Origin of the sequence: Bacillus cereus group sp. BfR-BA-01356 (assembly GCF_022663635.1) — a bacterium.
GTDB classification, from domain to species: Bacteria; Bacillota; Bacilli; order Bacillales; family Bacillaceae_G; genus Bacillus_A; species Bacillus_A cereus.
Map to the genome: position 1 here is coordinate 1 of NZ_JAKUFX010000161.1, position 11,862 is coordinate 11,862.

Here is an 11,862-nt window from a genome sequence, read left to right on the forward strand (position 1 = left end):
CAGTATTGTAGGACAATCCTATCGAATTAAAGATCATTTTAGCAAAGAAAATGATTGATTTTGTACATGCTTAAACAAGCGAAAATGTACATGTTTATCTTGACATTTACAGTATAATCCACTTTCATTAGAACATCTTTAATATCTAACGTACCACTATTTTTTAAATTGAATTTCTTTAAAATTTTATCCCCAGGTTTTAAATTATCTAAATTGAGAGAAGTGGTAGGCTGCATAGCAAGATCTAATGTCCCCGCTGCTAATGTGTTATTCGTCACAACTTGATCACTAAAATACGCATATGTCCCCCCACCAATTAAAGATAAACCAAGAGCGGCTGAAACGACTCCCATACCTAACTTCTTTTTCAAAGACATGTTTTATTCCTCCCTATAGTATTTTTCCCTATTAAATCAAAAACCTTTCCTCATACAGGTGTATCATAAATTTGAATTTTTTTATTGATTATAAGATACACCTATATGGAAAAAATCACAGGAATATTCTTTATGTATTAGGATCGCGTGTCCGTCGACATAAGAAACTTTATTTCCCCAATTATCAAAAAATCTTATTCTTTCTAAATAAGTTAAATAGAAAGAGCGAAGAAGTAACCGATAAAAAAGAGACTAAAAAAATATTTCGTAGTCTCCTTTTTGATTTTACTTATTGAACCATAGCAGATACGATTACAGTAAATTCAGAGGTAGCATTTTTAGGGTTAGCAATATAAAGAGATCTTTTTGATATAACACTTGTCCGATTGCCACTTAATACACCAGAGAAATGAGTAGGGTCCGTTGCAGCGGACTTATCTTCCATTACATTAAAGCTAATAAAGTCCGGATCTCCGCCTCCTATAACCTCCCATTTCAAATATTTTGTTCCTGCAGGAAGATTCTCAGTACTAAAGTTTCCACTTGAACGATTTTTCTGTCCTGGTTGTGGCTCTTTACCTGATCTTACTCTTGCAATCTCTACTGTCGATTTTGTTTCCATATCCATTCCCCATTTCATAATAATTGTATATTTTAGTTAGGTTACTACAGCAACCTAACTAAAATATACAATTTGTAGAAAAAAATGGGTATTGAGAAATATTGCGGCGTCTTTATTCATAAATTAAAGCATATATGTGTATGCCAACTAATGATGTAGCATTCCGAACATTATCAATGTAGAGTTCTTTATTTTGTACTACTTCAGTTCGATTTTCGTGTAAAACATCACTAAAAATAAGGTCATCTATGTCCCAGAATTTATCTTCCATTACGTCAAAAAGAATATCATCTAAATCACCGCTACCTGCTAATTCCCATTTCAAAAAACTCGTGCCTTCGGGTAAAGTTGCAGTACTAAATAACTGACCTGGATATATAGTTGCTACCAATTGCCTCTTTTTTATCTTCATGTTCATTAGCCCCTTTTCCAATAAGCATCATTTACTAAAATATATATTTTTTAGAGGTATTTAGGTATTGATAAAATCTACAGAATACTTATTATTGGTGAATGCGAAAACATAAAGATAGTCTAAAAAAATTACTTTATTAGGTTGAGATTTTTTAACCGTTTAAAAAGGTATACCTTTACAAACGCAGGAGCCCTATCTATGAAACGTTGAAACATCAAGTTTACAAAGGTGGTTCGAATTATTTTATAAACGTTTATTTTCAATGAATACCTTTATAAACAAAAATGGTATAATTGTGGTAACAAATGTAAGGAGAATACAAAACGTGGCAAATATTTATGGATATATACGTGTAAGTACAAAAGATCAAAATGAACAACGTCAGTTACATAAGATGATGGAACGAGGAGTCGAAGCTCGACGCATTTTTGTCGATAAAGCAAGTGGACGACATTTTGATCGCCCTCAATATCAATTATTACGAAAAATATTAAGTACAGGTGATATTGTTTACATAGATGCCTTAGATCGTATGGGCCGCAATTATGATGAGGTAATTTCAGAATGGAAGTATATAACAAGAGAATTACAAGCTGATATCGTAGTTTTAGAAAATGAAACATTATTTGATAGTCGGAAATTTCGTGAGATGGGTGATATGGGCCGATTAATGGAAGATCAATTTTTATCTTTGCTTTCCTATGTTGCGGATCAAGAACGTAAAAAGATTCGTCAGCGACAAGCGGAAGGTATTGCTGTAGCTAAATCTCAAGGAAAACATTTAGGACGTCCTCAACTTAACCTTTCAACATTAAGCACAAAGCAACTATTTATAATAGAAGAAACTTTTCCAAAATGGAAAAATAGAGAAATAACAGGTGTCCAATTTATGGATTTACTTGAACTAAAGAAAAATACTTTCTATAAAATACTGAAAGAATATGAAGAAAACAAAGTAGCAACTAACTCATAACGAATTGGAGCTGAAAGTTTCTTATATTCTGTGTACTAACCGTTTAGTGTAAATGGAAAATTCTACTTTATAAGGTGTGTTTATGCATATAACAAGGAAATAATACGAGTAAATTTATATTAATAAGCGTGGTTTAAGGCAGATTAAGGCCAATAAGAATTGTCTATTTTCTTTCAGTATCCTAATTTTAAAACCTTTAAATAAGATTTTCGGATTCAATCTTATTTATTTGGTTTATAAAATAAATATAGTTTTTGTTACATTTTCCTTTTTGAGTTATAAACTAGATAATATTAAATTTAGATGTAACTAAATACTATGTCAAAAATAAATTGTCACAATATAAGTCCTCTACTAAACTAAAAAAAAATTCTCTTCAAATATTTGAAGAGAATTTTTAAAATATTGCAGTTTTAACGATTTCTAGAAAATTATATCATATTTTGTTTTTTTTTACAATGTTTTTTGGTTATTGGATTGATTTATAATTTCCTTTCACATATACCATTTTCACAATGACCAACAGGAACAATCATACGTCTTTTTGCAATAAAATCATAAGTTAGCTGGCCGATACCCATAAATTTCCCTAAATACAGAAAGATAAGTATTCCCCACATAATCGGAACCCTTTTGCAGATTTGTATTACAGAATCAATACCTGAAACGTATTTTTCCTCTTTTAATTTTCTAGAATGCATACGTTTTTCTAACGTTGTAAGAGATATTCCAATTTCAGCTTCTGAATTAGAATATTCCCGAAAAGATTTAAACATAAGTAAGTTAAATGTATCGACCTTTTTTAACTTAGTAACAACGTTTTTACACATAGGACAATACCCGTCGTAAAGTACTATAATTTTTTGGCTTTTTATCACTGTATTTTGTTGTAGTTTTTGTACTCGTTTATTAAATATACTCTTAATTCTATTATTTAAATTAGTTAATTTATTTTTTAATTTAATGTAAGACTTATCATCAAATAATATTAAATCTATTGTAATCATTGCTAATCCAAACGCAACTAAGCCCATTAATACTGCTATCATTATATGAAACATAATAGAACCTATAGCCATTAACCACTTTGTTCTTTTATTCCAAATTAAAAAAGGAAAAGCTAGCTGAAAGATCACTGTGGCATATGTACCTACTGTAAAAATTATAGGATTTTCATAAATTAAAGGGGCAATGCTTGGTAAACTATATTCTTTGACTTGTGTTACATAGTATAGTGCTGTACCGTGTACCCACATCTTACCTTGAACTTTAAACAAACCAGAAGCAAAGTATAAGACCATTAATTGTACAATACATGCAAGCACACCGAAATTATGAAGTAAAGCTAAATAACGATTATTTTTTTGTTTTGCTACATTGTTACTTTTCATTGCATCATACGAAAAATATGCACTAGTATTTACAAATAAAAGATAAAATAAACAAATTATTAATATATTGTTTCCTCCATCAAGAGCATACGGATTCCTTTCATATAGTGACCATATCCATATAAAATTTAAAATTCCAATGAATCTAGTTTTATATCCGATAAGATATAAAACCCCTATTAAAATTCCAGTGAAAAATATAATATTAAAATAGACAGGTGAATTAGATAACGAATAAATCGAAAAGTTATCTATTTTTATATCCTTGCTAAAAACCTCCCATGGATAAACTCCATTGGCTCCCCATAAAAAATCCTTTTGGAATATCTGTAGAACATAAAAATATAATATATGTATCCCAAAACCTATCCTAACTAAACTAGCGCCAATAAGATGTTGTTCATTACTAACTGATTTCAAAAAACCATTAAATTTCTCTGAAAAACTAACAGATTTCTCCATTAAACAATCCTCCTTTTAAAAAGACACTACCTTTGTATACGGTAAGGTTGGTATATCTAAATAAAGTACATTTCCTTCTTTTCCTTCTTTTCCTTCTTTTCCTTCTTTTCCTTCTTTTCCTTCTTTTCCTTCTTTGTTACTTTCTTCGTCATTTATTCCAGTAAATTCTTTAAAGCTAGTTATCACTATCCTATTTTCTACATTTCCTAATTTAGCATTTGGATAAGATTTTTTTAATGCATCACAGGCGATCCTATGAAGAATTAAAAGATCTGATGGTAGTTTATTCAGATCAGATTTACTTATATTAATATCCTTTTTATATTCTTCAGGGTCCCTATTATATTTATTTACTACTTGTCCAATAACTGAAGAGTTTGTGGCTGATATTAATCTCATTGGGGTAAATCTATTTTTATGTACCGCTGTTATTAAAGGTTCACTCACATTTACCCATTCCGTAAAACTTTTCTCTCCCTGTTCGTTTATTATTTCACCTCTTGTCCATAGATGTTGGTTGCTACTAATTGGATTAGGTGCAAATAACCTCCAATTTTGTTTAAAAAGCGGATTCATATAATTATTAATTTGTGAAAAATACATTTGTTTTATTGGTGTTTCAGGAGCATTATAAAAAAAAGTGATTGTAAAATGTACTATAAAAATTGCAGACAATAAGAAAAAACAGCTGGTAAAAACAATGTTTTTTTTAACCATATTCATTATTAACCTCCTTTAACTATTTCGAGAAAAAAACCATTAAACATTATATTTATAATGTTTAATGGTCTTCAGATTAACTTTTATCTTCCGAATGCTTCTTGGAAATTTTCTCTATCTAATTTACTCATCCCAAATTTATAACTAGTATCTACACCTGCTCCTTTGTTTCTCGCAGCACCTTCTTTAACGTTATCAACAGCCCAATCAAGCGCTTTCCCTACACCCCAACATGCAACTGCTTCTCCAGCAAATCGTCCAACTTGAGCCCAGCTTCTTTCTTCAATGTCGCCTGATTTTTCGACAGTAGCTGATTCCATGTTTTTAGGTGTATAGGAAACATCAGAATTAGCCGACACTGCAGTCGCTGATAATAAACCTAACGCCATAGTAGTTGTTAAAATAATACCTTTTTTCAATTTAATTCCTCCAATTACTTTTTTTGTTTGTTTGCCACATTCTATATATTATCATATCTCTAAATATTTTCAATATTTTTTATTCAGATAACATTTTATATATATTTAACGTTCCATTTCCGTATAAGCTAGTATCATCTCTTTTATTAACCCCATACTTATAAAGAAATCTAGTAGATTTATTAGGTTGATTTTTTAAATGATACTTGTCAATAATCAATGCTACTGCTCCTGAGACCTTCGCAGATGCTATTGAATTACCAGAAGTAAAAAAATAATCATTATTTGGCCATGTACTCAAAATTTGCTCCTTCATAAATAACCCAAATTTGTTATAATCATCAGGATTATTTTCTTTTAACAACCTAAAATCTCCACCTGGAGCAGCAATATCTATAAAACCTAAACCATAATTAGAAAAAAGAGATAATTCATCGGATGGACCCACAGAGGCAACTGTGATTACCTTAGATAAGGCAGCAGGGACATCTAATATTTCACCTATATAATTTACATTATCATTCTTCATTTTCTGTTGTAAAAAGCTTGTCATTTGAATTTTATCCTTTACATTGAGAGCATCATTACCAGCTGCAGCTACAATAACACTTCCTTTTTTATGCGCAAAATTTATTGCTTTTTGGTATGCCTGTATCTCTGCTAAATCTCCAGTTTGTTTTTTTCCATCAATAACTTTAGCACCCTTAACCAGATATTCTCCGAAACTTAAGTTTATAACATCGTTATTATCTTTTGCCGCTTCCACAATTGCTTTAATAACCCAAACTAGTTCTGAAGATTTTTTACCAAAAATTCTATAAGACTTGATTCCAATTCCTGGAGCAACACCTTTAACAATACCATTTGCTGCAATTTGACCTGCCACATGCGTACCATGTCCTAAATTATCATTTAAATAATTAGGATCTCCAGTTTCATAGGGCTCAGCTCCTTGAAATCCTCCCATAGGAACTAGGTTTTTAGATCCTGGAACTATATTGTTTTGTAAATCTTGATGATTTACATCTATTCCTGAATCAATGATACCTACAGTCACATTTTTAGTACCTGAAAATAATTTGTAGCTTTCTCCATTGTTAGTTATTTGTTTCATGTCCCACTGTAAATCCCAAGCTGAACGTTCTTCAGTTTTTTTTGAAACGGTTACATTTTTCTCGTTTTCTAATACCTTTAATCTTAAAGAGGGATTATATGTTTCAATTAGTGGACTTTGAGCAATTTGGGACACAGTTTTTGACGAAGCTTCTATTTGAAAAAGACCAAGTTCCCTTACTTCGTAAATGATTTTCCCATTGGTATTATCTATTAGTCTCTTAATATCACTAAAGTTTTTTTCATCTTTTAATAAAAAAGTATAATATTGATGATCTGTCGCATTAACAACCTTATATGGAAAATAAGTTATGAATAAAAATACTAAAATTATAGATAAACATAATTTTTTCATATTTCTCTCCTTAGTTTTCTATTAGAAATATATAAATTTTAGGTATTATATGTATTAAGTTAATGTATAATAAAGTTAAAATATTGAAATTTCGGGAGGTTTTTGAATGAATATTCTTTTGGCTTTATTTTTTATAATTTTATTTATAGTCGCTTTACTCAATTTACTAAAAGAGTTCAAAAAAAAGAAAGCTAATACAGCATTGATTGTATTTGAAATTGTAGTTATGATTGGTGCTCTATGGTGGTTAATTAAAACTTTTAAATAATCAGAAAACTGACGGTAAAGAGTGCCCTAAAGATAAAAGCTCTATTATTAACAAGATTAAATATTTACTTATACAGCATTCCTCCTTTTAAAGGTTGTGAATTATTTTGTAAGAAACTAGTAATAATTATATTACAATTTTACATTTAATTACATATTTAATTTGAAAAATCTATAAAATTTAGTTTTTTTGGATGTTTTTTTCTTTAGCATATTAAAATTTTAATTACCTAATTTATACGGTTTTTAAAGTACGAGATATTTGAATTTCAACTGAAAAATCCAGTTGAATTGAATAAAAACTAAAATGATGCCCCCTGTATTTATATAGGAGGCATTTTTCATTAATTGCTTAAAGCGCATATCAAAATTTCCTAGTTTACTTCAAATTCAGTTTATATTTTCAGAGTTTTTTAAACATATGACATCCCCTAATAGAATTTCTTTAAGTTTTCTTTTGATATCAAAATTTTACAAACAAACCCTATACTTCAATCCCATAAATATCGAATTCTTATATTAGGTTTATATGTTTTATAATTATAAAAATATATAGAAAATTCACTATTGAAAGATAAAGTTAAAAATGGTATTATTTACATAAAGGCAGGTGAATAGTTCACATGAATAAAATCGATATTGAAAGAATTGATCAAAGATCAGGTTTTTGGGATTGGATTTTTGGAGGTACTACAGGAGGAACATAAGATTTAAAAAAGGTGTTTTAGAATTTAATTCTTAAAGCACCTTTTTTAAATCTTATAAATTGAGGTGTTTTTTATCATGTTTTATAAAATAAAAGATATACATCCTGTCACTTATATAAGTGATACAGAAATTATTATTGGTAAAGATCGAAACTTTATGAGTGTATTGAAAGATAGTGATGGTTTTCTTAAAGAACTTCTTAATTTATTAGATGGAAATAAGAGCGTAAGAGAAATTTTTAAAATATTACACTCTAAATTCCCTTCATTAACCATACAAGATGTATGGGATACTATTAAAGAATTAAATAATTACGGTCATGTAGAACAGTGCTTACCTAATCCTAATATAGATAATAATCGACATTTAACAAATCTTCATTTCTTTTCGAACTTTTCTTCTATGGATAATTCAGCAGGGAACATTTTAAAAGAATTACAAGAATTAAAAATTGGGATTATTGGTCTTGGGGGACTGGGAAGTAATTTATTGTTACAATTGGCAGGGTTAGGCGTAAATACTATTTATGTAGTAGACCCTGATAAAATTGAATATAAAAATTTGAATAGACAATTTTTATATAAATTATCTGATATAGGTGAATATAAAGTGAAATCAGCTATAAATAATATTAAAGCTTTCAATGATGAGATTTCTATAACAGGTTTCACAAAAAGCATAAATAGTGTAGAAGATTTATTAGAGATATTCCCTGAGGATATTGATATTTTAGTTTGTGCAGCAGATTCCCCCCCTATATATATTCAATTATGGTCTAATTTATTTTCACAGATAAGGAATATTCCCCTTATAACAGGTGGATTGGGGTGTGTGACAGGTCAAATTTTAACTAGCATTCCTAATCAGACACCTTGTTTAGAATGTTTTTATCACGATTTACTAGGAAACAATTCCTTGAAAAAAGAAAAATTATTAGAGTTAGAATCTAAAACAATTACTACTGCCATAGGTCCATACATTAGTTTAATAGCCAATCTTATTTGCACTGAAATTATTAATTATTCTTTAAAACACCCTTTGGCATCTAGTGGAAAAAAATTATTAATTAACTATTTAACATTGGAAATTACTCATGAAAAAGAATGGCCTCCAAATATAAATTGTATTTGTAAAACTAAGCAATTCGACTCCAATAAAATATTACTTGAACGATTCTAAAAAAGATACTATTAAATATGTTTTTGGAGATTGTTAACTGATTCCTTAACATACAGGGAATTGATTAAATTGTGTTTATTTTATATCTAAATGTAGAATTTTCTTTTTTTGATATGGTGACCCCTAGTAAGTGAGACATAGCGCCCCCCTCTTGTGATTTATCTCGCCAACAATTATGATACGGGGGCTTTTGCTTTCTTTCTATAGTTAAACGCAGAATAATTGAATTTATGGTTTGTTACCTACAGGGTATTGTAATAAACCTTGAACTACTCATCACGCTTCCTACTTTAGCTTGGTTTTCGCAACTTCGGCAAACGTGGGGCAAAAGAACGTTGAAGATTTTACGGTTGCAACGTTTTTCTGCAACCAACCTCATATCTTCAGTTTTCAAAGAGCAATCTGTACAAGTAAATGATAGCAAACATGTTGGCTTATGCCAACCGACATTCATCTCCCACCTAAAATTGGTGTTTCACACCTTCACATTTTTGAGGAAGGAGTCTTCTGTCGGAAAACAATAAATTAAAAATACAGATAAAAATGTAGAATAAAATGTGGTATTTAATTTAAAAAAGGAGGATTATATTTATATGTTTAAAAAAATTGTGGTAAGTGCATTAACATTAGGTGGGTTAGTTATAGGAGGAATCTCAGCACATGCTGATGAACATGATCGATACTTCGGAGGATGTAAAAATGTCACACAAAATGTAGAAACAAATGAATACGTAAAAAGCTGTGTTAAAATATTCCCGAATTCTCCTCTCGGTCCAAATGTAATAAAAATACCTAAATCTATTCCATATGATGATGGTACTTATCAAGGAATACTCTATCTAGTTTCTCAAAATAATACTATGTATTCTATCGTTGCTAATTATGAAGGCACTTTAAAAAAATTCAAATGAAATATAAAAGCTGAATCCTTTTTATATTAATTGAAATGTTATGACTAAAAAGATCAACTTTAATGTCTCTTCAAACATTCCATAAGGATGTTAAGTGATGAATAATTCAAAGAAATAAAAAGAACCCACTGGCATGTGGGTTCTTTCAGAAGTGATAATGTTTTCTCGACTCCAAAAATTGAGAAAATACAAAAACATAATACATTGAGCTTTAAAAGATTTTAGCACTAAAAAAATTCTTTCTGAATGAAAAAACTTTTTTATGTAATACTAGTATTTTTTCTTACTTCTATTTCTTTTAATGAATCTATAAATTTTATCCATAATAAACTCTTCTCGTTCTTTCCAAATAACTTCAGCTTCCTCTAATGTAACTACTCTCACTAACTCCTCAATTGCTGTATCTTTAACTAAAAATGTAGCTACAGCTCCTGTAGATGTTGAATATTTAGTAATAACTGAATCTATAATAGTATTAGTTTCTATTAAATTATTATTAGACTTATCTTCACTTTGATTACTTTCGTTTAATATTTTTTTATCAGCAAGTTCTTTTAATCGGGAGTTTAAAATAAATTCAACATAACCGATTGGTGACTCAATATCTGAACGAAAACGTATATCCTCAATTATCTCTAATACAATTTCTTTATGTACTGCCCATTTTTCAAACACTTTAGGAAACACTTTTTCTTTACAACGTTCTTCAAATCGCTTAATTTTTTGTTCAAATGTATTTGGCTGTTGAAATTTATCTAACTTCTTTTCAAAATGAACTAAATCAGAATCTTTCTTTTTCTGAGAACGTATGATAAATCTAATTTTTTGGACTTTCCTACCTAGTTTAATTTCCTCAAATTCAAAAGAAATATCAGTTTTTTGATTTAATTCTTTTTGAGATGGCTTCAACACACGTTGCTTAAAATTTGCATAGTTAGGGTATACATCCATTGCATCTAAGTAATACCTTAAATTTTCTAGACTAATTGTACGTTCCCTTAAATCTTCATATTGCTTAAGTAGTTCATAAATACGTATAGCATATGTACTTTTTAATTTAACAACATTAGCCAGTCTATAGCTTGTAAATTTGCTACTTAGTTCTAATAAGAATGGCTTCAATAAAGGATCGAAACGCATATCAATTGTCCCTTTATTTCTATTGTAAATTGCTGAAGAAAGCCAAGATACTTGAATTAATTCTTCTCCTGCTCGAATTTCAATTACTTTAGATAATAGTTCCTTTGTAATTTTACTTAACTCTGTATATTTAGTAGATCCATTCAAACCAAGTAAATCATGAAATTGTTTAATTGGGAATGTGTATGTTTTAAAATCCCGGTCGTTGGGTTCAATATTACTAGCCAAACAAAGTAACATTTTTTGTTCAACTAAATTCAAACGTGAATTAGCTTCAATCAAAGTATTTGATTTGGAGACAATATTATTCTCTTTAATTTGTAAATCTTGATTTATAGACATATCTACATACGTCATTCCTTTCCTACCCCTATTGCTAAATTAACTATAACAAACAAAATTACTTTGTTATAGTTAATTTTTTTTCAAAATCTTATACTGGATTTCCCACTGTAAAATATCTAAGTACTCTACATAACATAATTATGTAGAATACTAAAATAATGAAACTTAATCTTTTTAAATTTATAAAAATATATATCATGTACCAAATTTGTTATCTTTAAAACCATTTTTGTTATAGATGAAATAAAATTTGTTATCTTTAGAACCGTTTTTGTTATAGATGAAACCAAATTTGTTATCTTTAAAACCGTTTTTGTTATAGATAGGCAACCAAATTTGTTATCTTTAAAACCGTTTTTGTTATAGATGAAACCAAATTTGTTATCTTTAAAACCGTTTTTGTTATAGATAAGTACTATAATCCCTTACATATCAATATGTTTCAGCTTCCTAAAACATATAAAA

At 29.0% G+C, this 11,862-nt stretch carries 11 protein-coding genes and 1 pseudogene; 4 read left to right on the forward strand and 8 right to left on the reverse strand.

The window, feature by feature from the left end:
• Positions 1-104: 104 nt before the first annotated feature.
• From MR168_RS29660 to MR168_RS29670, 3 genes and pseudogenes are all read right to left on the reverse strand, one after another.
• Positions 105-377, reverse strand: a pseudogene (locus tag MR168_RS29660) (TasA family protein); the annotation flags it as partial.
• A gap of 289 nt (positions 378-666) precedes the next feature.
• Complete coding sequence (locus MR168_RS29665) at positions 667-999, reverse strand: hypothetical protein (RefSeq protein WP_000448698.1); 333 nt, start codon at positions 997-999, stop codon at positions 667-669.
• Between the two features lie 112 nt (positions 1,000-1,111).
• Positions 1,112-1,411, reverse strand: coding sequence for a hypothetical protein (locus MR168_RS29670; protein WP_000694313.1), 300 nt, complete (start codon positions 1,409-1,411; stop codon positions 1,112-1,114).
• 298 nt (positions 1,412-1,709) lie between these two features.
• Between MR168_RS29670 and MR168_RS29675 the strand changes: the two genes are divergently transcribed.
• Complete coding sequence (locus tag MR168_RS29675; RefSeq protein WP_003275920.1) at positions 1,710-2,387, forward strand: recombinase family protein; 678 nt, start codon at positions 1,710-1,712, stop codon at positions 2,385-2,387.
• 482 nt (positions 2,388-2,869) lie between these two features.
• Here MR168_RS29675 and MR168_RS29680 read toward each other — a convergent pair whose 3' ends face one another.
• The 4 genes from MR168_RS29680 to MR168_RS29695 form a co-directional block, all read right to left on the reverse strand.
• The gene (locus MR168_RS29680; protein WP_000415787.1) at positions 2,870-4,240 is read right to left on the reverse strand and encodes a DCC1-like thiol-disulfide oxidoreductase family protein; all 1,371 of its coding nucleotides are present in this window, start codon (positions 4,238-4,240) and stop codon (positions 2,870-2,872) included.
• 15 nt (positions 4,241-4,255) lie between these two features.
• Complete coding sequence (locus MR168_RS29685; RefSeq protein ID WP_001057583.1) at positions 4,256-4,963, reverse strand: DUF5819 family protein; 708 nt, start codon at positions 4,961-4,963, stop codon at positions 4,256-4,258.
• An 80-nt stretch (positions 4,964-5,043) separates the two neighbouring features.
• Entirely contained in the window at positions 5,044-5,379 is a 336-nt protein-coding gene (locus MR168_RS29690; RefSeq protein WP_000715299.1) for a hypothetical protein, read from the reverse strand.
• Positions 5,380-5,458: 79 nt separating this feature from the next.
• Positions 5,459-6,847 carry a S8 family peptidase gene (locus MR168_RS29695; RefSeq protein ID WP_000732035.1) on the reverse strand — a complete coding sequence of 463 codons (1,389 nt, stop codon included), beginning with the start codon at positions 6,845-6,847 and terminating at the stop codon, positions 5,459-5,461.
• A 106-nt stretch (positions 6,848-6,953) separates the two neighbouring features.
• On the opposite strand from MR168_RS29695, the gene MR168_RS29700 reads away from it, so the two are divergent.
• The 3 genes from MR168_RS29700 to MR168_RS29710 all read left to right on the forward strand — a co-directional run bounded on the left by MR168_RS29700 (position 6,954) and on the right by MR168_RS29710 (position 9,912).
• The gene (locus tag MR168_RS29700) at positions 6,954-7,115 is read left to right on the forward strand and encodes a hypothetical protein (RefSeq protein WP_001023533.1); all 162 of its coding nucleotides are present in this window, start codon (positions 6,954-6,956) and stop codon (positions 7,113-7,115) included.
• A gap of 782 nt (positions 7,116-7,897) precedes the next feature.
• Complete coding sequence (locus MR168_RS29705) at positions 7,898-9,001, forward strand: ThiF family adenylyltransferase (RefSeq protein ID WP_000499443.1); 1,104 nt, start codon at positions 7,898-7,900, stop codon at positions 8,999-9,001.
• Between the two features lie 593 nt (positions 9,002-9,594).
• Positions 9,595-9,912 carry a hypothetical protein gene (locus tag MR168_RS29710; RefSeq protein ID WP_000473548.1) on the forward strand — a complete coding sequence of 106 codons (318 nt, stop codon included), beginning with the start codon at positions 9,595-9,597 and terminating at the stop codon, positions 9,910-9,912.
• A 270-nt stretch (positions 9,913-10,182) separates the two neighbouring features.
• Here the strand turns inward: MR168_RS29710 and MR168_RS29715 are convergent, their stop codons facing one another.
• On the reverse strand, positions 10,183-11,394 hold the full coding sequence (locus MR168_RS29715) for a replication initiation protein (RefSeq protein ID WP_024927989.1): 1,212 nt from the start codon (positions 11,392-11,394) through the stop codon (positions 10,183-10,185).
• Positions 11,395-11,862 lie beyond the last annotated feature (468 nt).

Excerpts from the sequence above, each read along its gene's own strand:
- MR168_RS29665 (WP_000448698.1), bottom strand. The coding sequence starts at position 999 with ATGGAAACAAAATCGACAGTAGAGATTGCAAGAGTAAGATCAGGTAAA.
- MR168_RS29710 (WP_000473548.1), top strand. The coding sequence starts at position 9,595 with ATGTTTAAAAAAATTGTGGTAAGTGCATTAACATTAGGTGGGTTAGTT.
- MR168_RS29705 (WP_000499443.1), top strand. The coding sequence starts at position 7,898 with ATGTTTTATAAAATAAAAGATATACATCCTGTCACTTATATAAGTGAT.
- MR168_RS29695 (WP_000732035.1), bottom strand. The coding sequence starts at position 6,847 with ATGAAAAAATTATGTTTATCTATAATTTTAGTATTTTTATTCATAACT.
- MR168_RS29715 (WP_024927989.1), bottom strand. The coding sequence starts at position 11,394 with ATGTCTATAAATCAAGATTTACAAATTAAAGAGAATAATATTGTCTCC.
- MR168_RS29680 (WP_000415787.1), bottom strand. The coding sequence starts at position 4,240 with ATGGAGAAATCTGTTAGTTTTTCAGAGAAATTTAATGGTTTTTTGAAA.
- MR168_RS29670 (WP_000694313.1), bottom strand. The coding sequence starts at position 1,411 with ATGAAGATAAAAAAGAGGCAATTGGTAGCAACTATATATCCAGGTCAG.
- MR168_RS29700 (WP_001023533.1), top strand. The coding sequence starts at position 6,954 with ATGAATATTCTTTTGGCTTTATTTTTTATAATTTTATTTATAGTCGCT.
- MR168_RS29685 (WP_001057583.1), bottom strand. The coding sequence starts at position 4,963 with ATGAATATGGTTAAAAAAAACATTGTTTTTACCAGCTGTTTTTTCTTA.